This is a genomic window from Acidiphilium rubrum, assembly GCF_900156265.1.
Lineage (GTDB): Bacteria > Pseudomonadota > Alphaproteobacteria > Acetobacterales > Acetobacteraceae > Acidiphilium > Acidiphilium rubrum.
Window position 1 is genome coordinate 1 of sequence record NZ_FTNE01000040.1, and the last position, 15321, is coordinate 15321.

The 15321-nt window shown below is 60.6% G+C and carries 12 protein-coding genes; 7 read left to right on the plus strand and 5 right to left on the minus strand.

What is annotated here, in order from left to right:
- Positions 1-426: ATP-binding protein (locus BW994_RS17330; RefSeq protein WP_175612138.1), on the plus strand; the 426-nt coding region annotated here is incomplete at its 5' end.
- Between the two features lie 495 nt (positions 427-921).
- Here the strand turns inward: BW994_RS17330 and BW994_RS17335 are convergent.
- Complete coding sequence (locus BW994_RS17335; protein WP_029314010.1) at positions 922-2232, minus strand: O-acetylhomoserine aminocarboxypropyltransferase/cysteine synthase family protein; 1311 nt, start codon at positions 2230-2232, stop codon at positions 922-924.
- Positions 2233-2441: 209 nt separating this feature from the next.
- Between BW994_RS17335 and BW994_RS17340 the strand changes: the two genes are divergently transcribed.
- From BW994_RS17340 to BW994_RS19765, 4 genes are all read left to right on the plus strand, one after another.
- Complete coding sequence (locus BW994_RS17340) at positions 2442-2732, plus strand: hypothetical protein (protein WP_029314008.1); 291 nt, start codon at positions 2442-2444, stop codon at positions 2730-2732.
- 634 nt (positions 2733-3366) lie between these two features.
- Positions 3367-5973 carry a plasma-membrane proton-efflux P-type ATPase gene (locus BW994_RS17345; RefSeq protein ID WP_081849226.1) on the plus strand — a complete coding sequence of 869 codons (2607 nt, stop codon included), beginning with the start codon at positions 3367-3369 and terminating at the stop codon, positions 5971-5973.
- A gap of 799 nt (positions 5974-6772) precedes the next feature.
- On the plus strand, positions 6773-9085 hold the full coding sequence (gene katG / locus BW994_RS17350) for a catalase/peroxidase HPI (protein ID WP_408734964.1): 2313 nt from the start codon (positions 6773-6775) through the stop codon (positions 9083-9085).
- Positions 9086-9386: 301 nt separating this feature from the next.
- Positions 9387-9563 (plus strand): hypothetical protein, encoded by a 177-nt coding sequence (locus BW994_RS19765; RefSeq protein WP_156038193.1) that lies wholly within the window; start codon positions 9387-9389, stop codon positions 9561-9563.
- A 95-nt stretch (positions 9564-9658) separates the two neighbouring features.
- On the opposite strand, the gene BW994_RS17360 is transcribed toward BW994_RS19765, so the two are convergent.
- Positions 9659-10747, minus strand: coding sequence for a hypothetical protein (locus BW994_RS17360; protein ID WP_029314002.1), 1089 nt, complete (start codon positions 10745-10747; stop codon positions 9659-9661).
- A 196-nt stretch (positions 10748-10943) separates the two neighbouring features.
- On the opposite strand from BW994_RS17360, the gene BW994_RS17365 reads away from it, so the two are divergent.
- On the plus strand, positions 10944-11366 hold the full coding sequence (locus BW994_RS17365; RefSeq protein ID WP_139334194.1) for a hypothetical protein: 423 nt from the start codon (positions 10944-10946) through the stop codon (positions 11364-11366).
- Between the two features lie 126 nt (positions 11367-11492).
- Here the strand turns inward: BW994_RS17365 and BW994_RS20485 are convergent, their stop codons facing one another.
- From BW994_RS20485 to BW994_RS17380, 3 genes are all read right to left on the minus strand, one after another.
- Complete coding sequence (locus BW994_RS20485) at positions 11493-13214, minus strand: methyl-accepting chemotaxis protein (protein ID WP_139334195.1); 1722 nt, start codon at positions 13212-13214, stop codon at positions 11493-11495.
- Positions 13215-13559: 345 nt separating this feature from the next.
- Positions 13560-14240, minus strand: a complete 681-nt coding sequence (locus BW994_RS17375) for a DJ-1/PfpI family protein (protein WP_029314307.1) — start codon at positions 14238-14240, stop codon at positions 13560-13562.
- Positions 14241-14266: 26 nt separating this feature from the next.
- Positions 14267-14737 (minus strand): hypothetical protein, encoded by a 471-nt coding sequence (locus tag BW994_RS17380; RefSeq protein WP_029314308.1) that lies wholly within the window; start codon positions 14735-14737, stop codon positions 14267-14269.
- A gap of 352 nt (positions 14738-15089) precedes the next feature.
- On the opposite strand from BW994_RS17380, the gene BW994_RS20035 reads away from it, so the two are divergent.
- Positions 15090-15321: DUF6444 domain-containing protein (locus tag BW994_RS20035; RefSeq protein ID WP_408736046.1), on the plus strand; the 232-nt coding region annotated here is incomplete at its 3' end.

Sequence of the window (15321 nt, forward strand, 5' to 3'; positions counted from 1 at the left end):
GGGAAGACGCATCTGGCGACGGGGTTATGCGTGGCCGCCTGCCGTCAGCGCCGGCGGGTGCGGTTCACCACGGCGACCGCGATGATCAACGAACTGGCTGAGGCGGCGCACGCCAACCAGCTCAGCCGCGCACTCGGCCGCTGGGAACGGCTCGACCTGATCTGCATCGACGAGCTCGGCTACGTGCCGCTGGCGGAGACCGCGTGCGAGTTGATGTTCCAGGTGATCGCCGACCGGGCGGAGAAGGCAGCGGTGATCGTCACCACCAATCTGCCGTTCTCCGAATGGTCGCAGGTCATTCCCAATCCGCGCCTGTGCAAGGCGCTGATCGACCGCCTGACCGACCGTGCCCACATCATCACAACCGGCACGGACTCCTACCGCTTCCGTCGCACCACGGCGCAACGGACGGCCAGCAAATCATGAACAGGAAGGAGAAAAACAACCGCTGACAGGCAGTGCCGCCCCGCGGGGCGGCACTGCCTGTCCAACCCCCGGAGGTGGGCCAGAATTCATCAGCACAAGTGGGCCAAAATCGATTGTCACAGCCAAAAGGCACGTAAGATCGTCCGGGGTAACGCAAGCGTGGTCGAACGCATGACGGTAATGCTTGTTGTTCTGATAGGCATGCGCGGCAGTGGCTTTCAACCGGTCCAGCTGAAGCGCCCTCAATGCGAGGACATCGTCGAACACAGCGTCCCTGTCTTGCCGCATGGTGGACAACCTACCCCCCGAAAATCGTTATGCGATTCAGCTTGGCCACCCAATAAAATAAATCGTCCAGTCGGTCCATTATTGATCCGGGACGGGACGGCGCATTCACCACCCCGCCGCGCAAACGGCGCGCATGCGGTCGTGATCGGGCCCGATCGAGGCGGGCGTACCGTCCGGCCGGCTGGCGCTGCCGGCCGCCCGTTCCGATCAGTCGCGCTTCACCGCGCTGACGGATGCAATAGCCTGGTCGAGATCGCCGATTATGTCCTCGATGTGTTCAAGACCGATCGACAGGCGGATGTACCCCGGCGTCACGCCGGTCGCCGCCTGTTCCTCGGCCGAGAGTTGCGAGTGCGTTGTGCTGGCTGGATGGATGGCGAGGCTGCGCGAATCACCGATATTGGCGACGTGGTAAAACATCTGCAGTGCCTCGATAAAAGCGCGGCCGGCCGCGGCACCGCCGGCGAGTTCAAACCCCACCAGGGCACCCTTGCCGCCGCTCAGGTAGGTGTCGGCCCGGCGCCGCGCCTCACCGATGGCAACGCTCGGGTGGATCACCCGGGTGACCGAAGGGTGCGTCGCGAGGAATTCGACGACTTTCACCGCATTGTCGCAGTGCCGGGCGATCCGCAGCGGCAGCGTCTCGAGCCCCTGGATGAGCTGAAAAGCATTGAACGGCGACAGCGCCGCCCCTTCGTCACGCAGGATCACGGTCCGGGCACGGATAATATAGGCGACCGGCCCGAGCGGCTTGACCGCCTCGACCCAGATCGCGCCGTGGTAGGACGGATCAGGCGTATTGAGCAGCGGCTGCCGGGCAGGCAGGGCCGCCCAGTCGAACGTGCCGGAATCGATGATCACGCCGCCGATCGAGGTGCCGTGACCGCCGATATATTTGGTCAGCGAATAGATCACGATCGCCGCCCCATGGTGGAACGGGTGGCAGAGCAGCGGGGCGGCGGTGTTATCGACGATCAGCGGGATTCCGAGCGGCCGGCCGATGGCGGCAACCTCGGCGATCGGGAAGACGGCGAGCTTGGGGTTCGGCAGCGTCTCGGCGTAGTAGGCGCGCGTCTTGTCGTCGGTCGCGCGGCGGAAATTCTCAGGATCGGCGGGGTCGACGAAACGGACTTCGATCCCCTGGTCACGCAACGTGTTGGCAAACAGGTTCCAGGTGCCCCCGTAGAGATCGGTCGAGGCAACCACGTTTTCGCCTGCGCGGGTCAGCGTCTTGATCGCATATGCGGATGCCGCCTGGCCGGAGGCGACCGCAAGTGCCGCCACACCGCCCTCGATTTCGGCGAGACGGCGCTCCAGCACGTCGGTCGTCGGGTTCATGATGCGGGTGTAGATGTTCCCCAGCTCCTGCAGCGCAAACAGGCTCGCCGCGTGTTCGGTGCTGTTGAACTGGTAGGACGTGGTCTGGTGGATCGGCACGGCGACCGAACCCGTTGCAGGATCGGCCCGCCACGCGGCGTGCAGGACCTGGGTTTCGGGGTGTTTACTGACATGGGGCATCGAATTTTCCTCCCTGGTTTGGCCAACGGCCGGGGCGACGCGCGGGCGGTCGACGTTTCCCCGACGACGAGGGTAACGGTCAAGGCGTTGGCATTCAACATGCCCGAGCAGGTTGAAAATATCTGGAGGAAGACTGATCCGAGCGCCGCTCATGGCTTGGGGACCGGAATGTCCTGACCTGATGTGAATTGTGTGGTCACCGCCCGATCATGAATAAACCCAGCCACCCTGCTGCCAGCAAAAGGGCCGATAAATCCGCCCCCCACGGTGCCCGCGAAACCAACGGCGGTCGTGCCGAGGCCCGGTTCCACGCCAGTGCGATGTCAGGCGCCGATCAGGCCGCTACGCCCGGCCAGTCTCTCCACCCCGTACCGCTCGCTGCCCTCCTCGACGCATCCGCACGCCGTGCGGCAACCGACCGCCCCGTCATGTTCCGCGATTTCCAAGACAATCTCTCAATGCTGCCGATTCAGAAAGGCTTATGCGTCATTGACCAATGATGCATAGGCATCGGGATCGTTTTCAGGAAGATCTGTTGAAGCCACTTTCATCGTGCTTGAACCAAAATAGACGCTGGATGTGATCGACGCTTGATGGCCAACCGCGGAGATGGGTTCAGACGTTTCCTGACGTATTCCAGCCGATCTGAGCGCAGGTATCGATGACAACCTGTCTCACCATTAACTGTTGTCGTCAGACGTTTGCCCTCCCCGTATCTCAATTTTAATGATGCACAGTCGCGGTACCAGGAAAATCTCGGCTTCAATTGTAGACCGACCATCGCCATCGGCTGCGCGATAGATTGGACCGTCTCGAAGGCGGCTACGGTGTAGGTAATTACCGAGTCTGTTTTCGCTTCGGGTGAACGCCATTTACAGGATTCCCGGCTCGTAGACGGACAATGGAACGTGGAAGCGATGTGTCATTGGTTATCGAAATAAAATCTTATAAAAAATCGTAAGTATATTTAGGTTACACGGCGATAGCTTGATAAATACGTCGGCATCTCTTGGTATAGATAAAAATATATTTTCATAAAAATACGATATGCCAAGTGGAAATATTTGCTCCGATTTCCCGCAGTATGTCTGCTGAATTGCCAAGTTCATCGTCGTCTCGCGAAAGGTCGAAGACATGAAGACATTACCGATCGCCAAGCTCGCGATCAACGGCGACGTTGACCGGTCGCCGGGGGACGACGGGCCGACTCATCCGGTCAAGGCGGGCGGCTCTGCGACTGCTGGCCCGTCCGGGGGCAGTGCGGACGATCTGAAGACTTTGGCTTTGCCCGAGGTCGAGAAACGGTTGGACTCCTCACCTGATGGCCTGACCCAGGCCGAGGCCGACAAGCGCCTCGCGAAATACGGTTCCAACGAGATCAAGGAGCGAAAGACCAACCCATTGCTGAAATTCCTCAGCTATTTCTGGGGACCGATTCCATGGATGATCGAGGTCGCGGTAATCCTGTCCGGCGTCGTCCGGCACTGGCCGGATTTCTTCATCATCCTGGTCCTGCTGCTCGCCAACGCGATGGTGGGGTTCTTGGAGGAACGGGCGGCCGGAAACGCAATCTCCGCACTGAAGGCCAGCCTCGCGATCAAGGCGCGTGTCCTGCGCGACGGCAAGTGGGGCAACCCGGCGGCGAATGTGCTGGTGCCGGGCGATGTGATCAGGATGCGCCTTGGCGATATCGTGCCCGCCGATGCGCGCCTGCTCGACGGCGACCCGATCGAGGTGGACCAATCCGCCCTGACCGGTGAATCACTGCCGGCGACTTGCAAACCGGGCGATCCGGTGTTTTCCGGATCGATCGTGCGCCGTGGCGAGATCAGCGCCCTGGTCTATGCCACCGGCACCAAGACCTATTTCGGCAAGACCGCGGAGCTTGTGCAATCGAAGCCGAGCGTCAGCCATTTCCAGCGCGCCGTGCTGAAGATCGGCGATTACCTGATCGTGCTGGCACTGGTGCTGGTCACGGTGATCATCGCCATCTCGATCTATCGCGGCGATCCAATCCTCACCACCTTGCAGTTCGCCCTGGTCCTCACCGTGGCCGCGATCCCGGTAGCGATGCCGACGGTGCTGTCGGTGACGATGGCGGTGGGTGCCCGCCTGCTCGCCCGCAAACAGGCCGTGGTCAGCCGGCTGGTCGCGATCGAGGAACTGGCGGGCGTGGATATATTATGCGCGGACAAGACCGGCACCCTGACCCAGAACAAGCTGCGTCTGGGCAATCCCTACTGCGCCAAGGGGGTCGCGGCCGACGAGGTCATTCTGGACGGCGCGCTGGCATCAAGGGCCGATGACAACGATACGATCGATCTCGCCGTCCTGGCCGGGCTGAACGGCAAGGACGCGCTGGATGCATATCAGCAGACCAGCTTCAAACCGTTCGACCCGGTGCACAAGCGTACCGAGGCCACGGTGAAGGACAAGGACGGCAAGACCTTTAAAGTCACCAAGGGGGCGCCGCAGGTCATTCTCGCCCTGGTCGACGACGCCGCGGTGAAGAAAGCTGTCGACCAAGCTGTCAACGACTTCGCCGCGCGTGGGTTTCGCGCCCTCGGCGTCGCCCGGGCCGAGGGCGACGGCAAGTGGCGGTTGGTCGGCGTCCTTCCCCTGTTCGACCCGCCTCGCGAGGATGCGAAGGAAACCATCGCCGCGGCGCGCGGTATGGGCGTGACGGTGAAAATGGTCACTGGCGATGCCCTCGCGATCGCCCAGGAAACCGCCAAGACGCTCGGCATGGGTACGAATATTCTCGATGCCGGCAGTCTGGGCGATTCGAAGAAGCAGGAGAGCCAATCGGTCGCCAATCTGATCGAAACGGCTGATGGCTTCGCCCAGGTGTTCCCCGAACATAAGTTCCACATCATCGATGTGTTGCAGAAGCACGGCCATATCGTCGGCATGACCGGCGACGGTGTGAACGATGCACCGGCGCTCAAAAAGGCCGATTGTGGCATCGCCGTCTCCGGCGCGACCGACGCGGCGCGCGCCGCCGCGGCCATCGTGCTGCTGACACCGGGGCTATCGGTGGTGATCGACGCGATCAAGGAGAGCCGACGCATTTTCCAGCGCATGAACAGCTACGCGATCTACCGCATCGCCGAGACCTTGCGGGTGCTCCTGTTCATGACGTCGGCGATCCTGGTCTTCAATTTCTATCCGCTCACCGCGGTGATGATCGTGATGCTGGCGCTGCTCAATGACGGTGCGATCCTGTCGATCGCGTATGACAACGTTCAGTATCGCAACCAGCCCGAGGCGTGGGACATGCGCACGGTGCTGAGCATCGCCACGGTGCTCGGCGTCATCGGCCCGATCGCCGCCTTCGGCCTGTTCTATCACGGCGATCAAGTATTTCATCTCAATCGGCCGCATGTGCAGACGCTGATGTACCTGATGCTCTCGGTCGCCGGGCATCTGACGATCTTTCTCTCCCGGACGCGCGGACCGTTCTGGTCCATCCGGCCGGCGCCGATCCTGCTGATCGCCGTGTTCGGCACCCAGACTGCCGCCACGCTGATCGCGGTGTTCGGCCTGTTCATGGCGCCGCTCGGCTGGAAGTGGGCCGGCTTCGTCTGGGCCTATGCCTTGGTCTGGTTCGTCATCAACGACGGTCTGAAACTGGTGACCTACAAGGTGCTCGCCGCCACGAAAGCCGCAGTCAAGTCCGAACACCCGGTCGCGCCTGCGGTTGGACCTGATGAACCGCGCCGGGTTTGCCGGAGCACCTAACTCCTGAGAGGACGGAGCTATGGAGAAGCGAAAGACATCGAAGAAATATTCGCCCAAGGTCCGCGAGCGTGCGGTCCGCATGGCGTTGGAGCACGCGAACGATTACGCCAAGGTCATAAACCATTTGTTTACAGCAAAAACTATTCTTCGCGAAAGTTCCTAATCCCCGAAATCGATGACTCTATATCCTATTTTTATCGGCCGCTGACCAAGGGCTTGTCAAGCTCGGCCCAAGGGCGACTATGAAGGAACGACAGTATTCAAGTTGCCACGCCAATAAATATCGCTGCAAATATAAATGCGACCGCACCGACGCTCGGCCCTTGGAAGCTGATGATAAGGCCGAAGACGCCTGCAGAAAAATTCCTGGCGTGCGAAATGACAGCGCATACGTTTTTGGGTGAATCGGGAGCCAGCCACCTGTAGCGGCCGGCTGGAACCAAACCTCGCGCTCAGTTTTCATACTCCGCGCGTTTGGGCGCTTAGCCGCAGGTTTGATACAGAATTGGCCGCGCCGCAGCAGATTTTGTGCGGTTTCGTCACCCAAAAATCCAGTGTCTCCCCTCCGACGGCCCAATATCCGCGCGAAACGGGGCACGATCCCGCCAGCGGACGCATTACGCCGCCGTTAAGAATTGTAGAGCGGGCAAAACGACCTCCGGACAGCCCAACCCATCCGTGCAGGGTTGTAGAGGGCAAGCACGCTCATTACCTCGAACGCAGGCGAACGCGCTGGCGTTTGGATGCAAGATCCAAACGGCAGTGACCAATTCGACGCAAGGAGATTTCGATGAACGATATGATGGTCGATAAAACCAACACCGTGACCCACGACATGACCGGCAAATGCCCCTTCGGCGGCGACCGGGTGGGGGGTGCGTTCGGCACGCCCCCAACCCTCGAAAACTGGTATCCAGACCGGCTCAGAGTGGAGTTGCTGCATCAGAACGGCCTGGCCGCCGATCCACTCGGCCCTGATTTCGACTACGCGGCGGAATTCGCGAAACTCGACTTCGCCGCCCTCAAGCGCGACATCAAGCAATTCCTGACGACCCCGGTTGCCTGGTGGCCGGCCGATTATGACAATTACGGCCCGCAGATGATCCGCATGGCGTGGCACGCCGCGGGCACCTACCGGATCGCGGATGGCCGCGGCGGCGCCGGCACCGCGATGCAGCGCTTCGCCCCGATCAGCAGCTGGTGGGATAACGGCAATACCGATAAATCGCGCCGCCTGCTGCAACCGATCAAACACAAATACGGCAGCGCCCTGTCCTGGGGCGATCTGATGATCCTGACCGGCAATTGCGCCCTCGAGATCATGGGCTTCCCGACCTACGGGTTCGGCGGCGGCCGGCTCGATGCGTGGGAGGCTGATAACGCCACCTATTGGGGCCCGGAAATCTGGGACCCGAAGGACGTGGCCAGCTTCGACAGCATGGTGACTCGCGACAAGCGCTGGCGCGGCAAAAACGGCGATGCGGATTATGACCTCGAAAACCCGCTCGCCGCCTCGCACCAGGCGCTGATCTACGTCAATCCCGAAGGCCCCTACGCCAACGGTGATCCGCTCGGCTCGGCGCGCGACATCCGGATCACGTTCACCCGCATGGCGATGAACGACGAGGAAACCGTGGCGCTGATCGCCGGTGGTCACGCGTTCGGCAAAAGCCATGGTATGGTCTCGGCCGCCGAGGTCGGGCCGCCGCCCGAAATCGCGCCGATGGAGGCGATGGGTCTGGGCTGGAACAATCCCAAGGGTCCGGGTTTCGCGCAATACACCATGACCAACGGCATCGAGGGCAGCTGGACGCCGAACCCGACGCAATGGGACAACAGCTATCTCGAAAACCTGTTCAAATTCGAATGGCAGCAGACCAAAAGCCCGGCCGGCGCCCTGCAATGGACCCCGACCGACCCCAACGCGCCGAAAACGCCCGATGCCCATGTCAAAGGTCAGATGAACGATCTGATGATGATGACCAGCGACATCGCGCTCAAGCTCGACCCGGAATATCGGAAAGTCTGCGAGAAATTCCTCGCGGATTTCGATGCCTTTACCCAGGCGTTTTCCAAGGCCTGGTACAAGCTGACCCATCGCGACATGGGACCGAAGTTCCGCTACCTCGGCCCGGAAGTGAAGATCGAAGACGATCTGCTCTGGCAGGACCCGCTGCCTGAGCGCGACTACGAGCTGGTCGGCGATGCCGAAATCGCCACGTTGAAGCAGGCGATCATGGCAACCGGATTGTCGGTGTCCGACCTTGCGTTCACCGCGATCTCGGCGGCGACGACGTATCGGGACAGCGACAAGCGCGGTGGTGCAAACGGCGCTCGCCTCGCGCTCGCGCCACAAAAAGACTGGGCGGTCAATCGCCGCGCGGCACCGGTGGTTGAAAAACTGCGTGGCGTCATGGCCGATTTCAACGGCAAACAGGCGGCCGGCAAACAGATCTCGCTGGCCGATCTGATCGTGCTGGGCGGGTGTGTCGCCGTCGAAATCGCGGCACGGGCCGCCGGTGTTCCGGCAAGCGTGCCGTTCACCCCGGGTCGCGTGGATACGACGCAAGCGCTGACGGACATTGAAATGTTCACGTGGTTGAAGCCGATCGTCGATGGATTTCGCAACTATATCGACGACGACTTCAAGCAGATTTCGCAGGGCACGGCGCCCGAGGAATTTTTCCTCGACAAGGCCAATCTGATGAAACTGACCGCACCGGAGTGGACGGTTCTGACCGGTGGGCTGCGGGTGCTGAACGTCAATCATGACGGCTCGGATCACGGCGTGTTCACCGACCAGGTGGGGGTCCTGACCAACGCGTTTTTCGTCAACCTGACCGACACCGATCTGGTCTGGGAAAAGACCGACGAGACGGCCATGCATTTCGTGCTCAAGGACCGCGCGACCGATACGCCGAAGTTCCGCGCGACGCGGAACGATCTGGTGTTCGGCTCGAATTCGCAGTTGCGCGCGATCGCCGACGTCTATGCCGGCAGCGATGGTCAGCACCGTTTCGTCAAAGACTTCATTGCGGCGTGGGACAAGGTGATGATGCTCGATCGCTACGACGTGAAGGGCCACAAGCGCTACGCGCCGATGGCTGCCTGATCAAATCTGATTGAACGAACGGTACGGGGTCGCCGAAAGGCGGCCCCGTTTTCGTGTGGGAACCGTTCGTGATCCGCACCAGTTTGATCTCTGCCCGATCGCCGGTTTGCCGAGTGGGCACCCGCCAAGAGTAAGGGATGTCGGTAGCGGGATGGGCGTGTGCAACGCGCGGGGATTTCCGGCGCGGGCGGATGCGCTGAAGCGGCCGTGACCGGATGGCTCGGCGCTTGGCGACGGGGTGGGGGCGGATGGTTGCAGGGTCAGGCGCTCGGGCTGGGGCGTAAGCCAGGATGGCAGCGCAATGCTCGTTCAACGCGGCGAAATAGGCGCGGATCGCGCGGTGGAGCATGGCGGGCATGCCGGCGGCATCGCAGAGGGCGAGCATCAGGTCGCACAGGACTGCCAGCAATGCGCGGATGCATTGGGTTTTCTGGGTGGCGGTCAGGGCCGGGCGGGGCGTGGTCACACGCGTTTATAGGCCGGGTGGGTGGGGGGTGGGCAAGAAAAATGTTATTCGTTTCGAATTTTTCTTGTTTTAAATTCAAAGATTAAGAATTTTCTTAACTCATTTTGTTAGCGCGGCTGCGGCAAGCTGTCGAGTAGGATTTTCGGGACGTGGAGGATCTGGAGCGCGCGGAGGGTCTGGGCGCGGGACTGGGACCAGAAGGCGGAGAGGAAGAGCAAAGCGGCACCGATCGCGAGGCCGATGACGGCCAGATTGCTGCTGACGACGCCTGAGGCGTGGAAGATTTCGTTGAGGGCGGCGACGACGTAGATCAGGGCCGATGCCAGGAAGGCGCGGCGGTCGATGGCAAGCGAGACAATGATCAGGATGAGATAGAGGACGACGGCGATGGCACCGTGTTCCAGCGCGGCGGTGGGCGGTTCAACAACGCCGCCGATCATCAGGTGCAACGCATCGAAGATAGGTTGGACGATAAGCGGGGCGGCGAGAAGATGGAGCCAGAATGCGACATCCGCGCGGTAGGTGGTGCGGGTGGGGTCGCTGAGATCCCAGCGCATGGCGTAGGCGAAGGTGGCGAGACCGGCGATGAGGGTGAGTGTGTCAGGGAATTTGTCCGCGCCGGGGATGAGGATGATGACCAGGGTGGCGGCGGCGAAAAGGGTGGTGGCGGTGGTGCAGGCAATGGTGATCGGCACTTTGAAGCGACGCCAGTGCAGCCAGGCGCCGAGGGTAACGACGGCGGCGGCGGCAAAAACGACAAATTCCGGCATACTGCGTGGTGACGGGAGTAAGGCCTGCTGGTGGAATACGAGCCACCAGGGGAATTGGGCACCGACAAGGCCAAAGACCGCGTAAGCCAGGCCAAGAAGGAAACCGAACAGCAGGACGATGCTGGGCAAAGCCATGCGGCGGCGGGCGGTGAAATAGAGTGCGAGGACCCAGGCCGTGGCGGCATCCGCCAGGCCAGTGCCGGTGGCGCTGGCGATGCGATCGCCGACGAAGCCCACACCGACCAGGACCAGGATTGTGGCGATGGAGACGAAAATGTCGTTAAAGCCGGTGAGCAGGCGGAATTGTTCTTCATCGGCACTGGCGGGGGCGCGAGTATGAGCGATGAAGGCACGGAAATCCGCGGCGGTTTGCGGGGTCAGCACACCGGCCTGGACGGCATCGGTTAGGTCAGAGTCGGTGTACATATGGGCTTCGCCTATGACGGATACAGTGGGTCGTTAGCGCAGACGGTGTATGACGGCCAGAGGTGCTGGGGGAGATTTGGTGGCAATGACCGGCCCGGTGGTTAGGACATCGCCCGCTCGTGACGGGCTGATGTGATGCGTTGATGGCGTGCCGGGACATAACGCCCCCGAAAGGTTTGGGATGGGCCGGCAGCGGATGAAGGTTTCGCGGCGTGATTCGGCGGAATGGTTGCGATTGCGGTCCGACAAGGCGATTTTCGCAGCGAGTGTGTCAGTTTATTTGGAGTCGTTGTGTTTGGTTGTGGCGCTGCTGATGCTGACCGATCATGGTTCGGTGCTTGTGCAGGGAGCGCCGGTGGTTTGGGTGCTAGCAGTGCCGCTGACTGTGTGGGCGGTTTGGATGGCGTCATATGGCGCTGCGGCCGTGATGGTGTTTCGCGTGCTGATGCTGGTTGATCCGGTTGTGGCCGCGGTTGCTTTGGTTGTGGCCGTTCGGCTGGGCGCGCCGGGAGTCGGGTTATTTGCGGCCGCTGTGGGTGGCTCGGTTGGGCTGGGCGGGGTGGGGTGGTTGGCGTACCGGCGGACTGTGTTGTGGCGGATCGGGCCGATGGGAGAGTGAGGTCAAGGGAGAGACGTCATATAGTTGTTTACCCGATGGCCGAAGCGCTGGAGCCATCTCGATTGGCAATTTTTGCAGGGACATCATCGCCTGCACCCAATACGACTTCCGGCACCGCCTCGATTATTAGCCGGCGCGGACCATGCGGTCAGCCATGCCACGGGGCACCGCCAAGGGTTTGGCGACGGGTGCGCGGCGGCGGGGGGCGTTTGGTGATTGAGTATGGTCGGTATTACCGATGGTGAATTGTCCGACCAAGTTTGACAGTTCTTCTGCTTCGTTGGCGAGGCTGTGGCTCGCGGCGGTACTTTGCTCGACCATTGCGGCGTTTTGCTGGGTGGTCTGGTCCATCTGATTGATTGCTGTGTTGATTTCGTGCAGGGCGGTTGATTGCTCCTGAGCCGATGCGGCGATATCGGTCACGACATTATTCAATTGGCTGACGCGCTCAATGATGCGCGCGAGGGCCTCGCCAGTGTCGCCCACGAGTTTGACGCCGGTTGTGACGTGCCGTCCCGATGCGGAGATGAGAGCCTTGATCTCCTTTGCGGCGTCGGCGGACCGCTGCGCCAGCGCCCGGACTTCAGAAGCGACCACGGCGAAGCCGCGCCCGGCGTCACCCGCGCGGGCGGCTTCAACTCCGGCATTCAGTGCCAGAAGATTGGTCTGGAAAGCGATTTCATCAATGACGCCGATGATGTTGCTGATTTCCTGGGAGGATTTTTCGATACTTTTCATCGCCTCAACGGCTTGAGACACAACCTGGCCAGAGTGCTCGCCGTCCTGCTTAGCCTCGGCCACGACATTGGAGGCACCGACAGCGCCTTCCGCCGTTTTGCGCACGGTTACGGTGATCTGCTCCAGTGCGGCCGCCGTTTGTTCGAGACTGGCAGCCTGCTGTTCCGTGCGGCGGGACAGATCATCGGAGGCTTGGGTGATCTGCCGGGCGCCACTCCGCACACTTTGGGTGTTCGACGCAATAGCCTGCATCGTCCGCTCAAGCTTTTCGAGCGCCTGATTGAAATCGGTTCGGAGGTTGTCGAGTTCGGGAATGAAGGGGTGTTCAATGCGTTGCTCAAGACTACCTCCGGCGAGCGCCCTGAGGGCGTTGCCAATTTCGGTGACCGCGTAGACCCGCTTGGTCACATCGCTCGCGAATTTCACGATTTTGATGACTTTACCGGACTGATCGAGGATTGGACTGTAATTCGCCTGCACAGCGATGACATCCCCTTGTTTGGTGATGCGCTTGAACTCGCCCTCCTGAAATTCGCCCCGGTTCAGATCTTTCCAGAATTTGGAGTACTCTTCGCTTTCACGGTAGGCGGGATCGATGAAACTACTGTGTTTCATCCCGATCAGTTCGTCTCTGGAGTATCCAAAAACGGCGGCAAAATTCTCGTTCGCTTCGATGATTGTGGCTTCGGTCGAAAAGACCACTCGCGCCCGGGAACGGCCGATCGCCGTCATCTGGGCCGCGTAATCGTAATTGAGCAGGCGTGGCTTGGCATCGGACCATTCGACCACGTATCCGATCGATTTATTGCCTTTTCGCAAGGGCGTCACCAAAAGATCGAAGGCGTGTTTGCCAACCCAGATGGTCGCGTTGTGGCGCTCGCGCAGATTAGCCAGCATGGTGCGCTGATGGGTGGGATTTTTATGGAAGATGTCGATATTGCTGCCAATCAGGGTGGCCATATCGAACCGTGGCAGATCTTTTTTCAGGTCAGTTTCGACGCCCTTTAATAAATCGTGAACCGCCGGGTTCATGTACGTGATATTTAAGTTTTCGTCCGCAATCATCACGTTTGTGCGTAATGCATCTAAACTGGATATTTTTGCGTTCATTAATTTTGATCGAAACCAACGCTTAATCAAAATACGTCCCCCTGCGATCACGGCCAGAAACTGCCGGGCAGCGGCTCATGGTCCTGCCGGCGCGTTCAATCCATTCATCGTTCTTGTAACAACTCGATGTTACGAATTCGTTAATAGAATAAACGTTTGAAAATTTCGGTCGCAAAATGTCCGCGGCCTTTGAATGGCCGTCGCGTCACGATGATGACGCCGCGCTGCCATGCTCCCCTCAAAGGCCCGGTCAAATATTCGATTGCCTCACAAACGTGATTTTTCGCAAAAAAAGAACTGGTTGCGTATTCGGCTTGTGTTGGCGTTTTGCTGCGGTGGTGGGGTTTATGGCGCGCCCAAGGTGATCCGTTCGATGATCGCTTCCCGCTCTGCGCGGCTGGCTGCGCCACGGGCGCGGGTTGCCGCCAGCACTTCCGGCGGGGCGGTTTCGGGGGTGCCGGCGTTGAAGGGGGGTTCGGGGGCGTATTCGAGGGATAGTTGGATGGTTTCGGCGGCGGATTGGCCGGCGAGTTCGGCGGCGAGGGTCAGGGCGAAGTCGATGCCGGCGGTGACGCCGCCGCCGGTGATGATGTTGCCGTCGCGGACGACGCGGGATTGGGTGGGGATGGCGCCGAAGGCAGGGAGGAAGTCCATGGCGGACCAGTGGGTGGTGGCGCGTTTGCCGGCGAGCAGGCCGGCGGCGCCGAGCAGGAGGGCGCCGGTGCAGACCGAGGTGATGTAGCGGGCGGTGTTGGATTGGGTTTTGACGAAGGCGAGGATGGTTTCGTCGGTCAGCAGGGCGTTGATGCCGATGCCGCCGGGGATGCAGATGATGTCGAGGGGCGGGCAGTCGGTGATTGTGGTGGTGGGGGTGAGGATGAGGCCGGTGGCGGCGGTGATGGGGGTGAGGGTTTTCCAGATCAGGTGGATCGTGGTTTCGGGGAGGGTTGCGAAGACTTCATAGGGGCCGGTGAGGTCGAGTCGCTGGACGCGGGGGAAGGTTAGGAGGCCGATGTGGAGGGGCATGGACTGATGCTCGTGGTGATAGTGGCCTATTTGCTCATGGGTGCGGGCAGAGTGTTGGCGGCAACCGTGTGAACTGCAATGCCTTGGCCACCGAACAGAAAGCTGATTTCGTTGCCGCTGTCGTTCGCCTGATCGACGAACACATTGCCTTGGAAATAGACACTGTTATGTTTACAGAACAAGGGTGTTGTCGGTGGGACGTAGGGGATTGACTGAACGGGCTTGAGATTGGGGCTCAGGAGTTCGAGTCTGGCGATGCCTTTGGTCTCCATCGCGCCGGGCACGCTCTCGAAGATGTCGATGATGGGGTATTTTTGATTGCCGAGTTCGACGCTGCACAGATAGGTCAGGCGTAACAGTCGCCGTCCTGGAACCAGAACGTGGTTCGATCTGAGGGTTTGCAGCAGCTTCGCACGGCTTCCGTTCAGGAATGATGACGGCGTTGCGGCACCGCCGAGGACGATGGTGCAGGCAAGCAGAGCAAAAAGTTTTTTCATTTCGACGGAAAACCTACACAGTATGAAATTTCCTCAATGCCGTTGATATCGCTTCCGCCGTTGGCGGCGCAGGCAAAGACCGTCGGGGTCACTGGTGCCCATCGTACATGGAACGGAACGTTGTGCTAGCCCCGCGTTTCACTTGGCTGAATGCGTGCAGAGATCGATACGTCGTTGTCTGCCAGTTTGCCGATGTTTGCGTCAGGGCTGGATTGCTTCGCAAGGGCTCGCAATGCCGATGCAAGGTTTATCCCCGATTCATAAGAGTTTTTTGGTTCTTTTTTGGTAACTGCCCAGGTGTGTTCTGCTCCGGCATTTGACCGACTACGGGCAAGTGTGAGTCAAGGTGTGTATGGCATCGCCCGCACCTCCTGCTGCACCGGATATTCCGGCTGATGTTGCCTTCTACCAGGCGATCATCGCTGAATTGCGTGCTCAGAATGCGGTGCTTTTGGCGCGCGTGGCGGAGCTTGAGCGCCAACTTGGGCTGCATAGCGGCAACAGCGGCAAGCCGCCTTCCAGCGACGGGCTGAAGAAGCCGCCGCGCACCAGCAGCCTGCGCGCGGCGTCGGGCAAGCCCTCCG

Coding starts and splice junctions, on each gene's coding strand:
- BW994_RS17340 (WP_029314008.1), top strand. CDS start 2,442: ATGAATAAACCCAGCCACCCTGCTGCCAGCAAAAGGGCCGATAAATCC.
- BW994_RS17345 (WP_081849226.1), top strand. CDS start 3,367: ATGAAGACATTACCGATCGCCAAGCTCGCGATCAACGGCGACGTTGAC.
- BW994_RS17360 (WP_029314002.1), bottom strand. CDS start 10,747: ATGTACACCGACTCTGACCTAACCGATGCCGTCCAGGCCGGTGTGCTG.
- katG (WP_408734964.1), top strand. CDS start 6,773: ATGATGGTCGATAAAACCAACACCGTGACCCACGACATGACCGGCAAA.
- BW994_RS17375 (WP_029314307.1), bottom strand. CDS start 14,240: ATGCCCCTCCACATCGGCCTCCTAACCTTCCCCCGCGTCCAGCGACTC.
- BW994_RS17380 (WP_029314308.1), bottom strand. CDS start 14,737: ATGAAAAAACTTTTTGCTCTGCTTGCCTGCACCATCGTCCTCGGCGGT.
- BW994_RS17335 (WP_029314010.1), bottom strand. CDS start 2,232: ATGCCCCATGTCAGTAAACACCCCGAAACCCAGGTCCTGCACGCCGCG.
- BW994_RS20485 (WP_139334195.1), bottom strand. CDS start 13,214: ATGAACGCAAAAATATCCAGTTTAGATGCATTACGCACAAACGTGATG.
- BW994_RS19765 (WP_156038193.1), top strand. CDS start 9,387: ATGCTCGTTCAACGCGGCGAAATAGGCGCGGATCGCGCGGTGGAGCAT.
- BW994_RS17365 (WP_139334194.1), top strand. CDS start 10,944: ATGAAGGTTTCGCGGCGTGATTCGGCGGAATGGTTGCGATTGCGGTCC.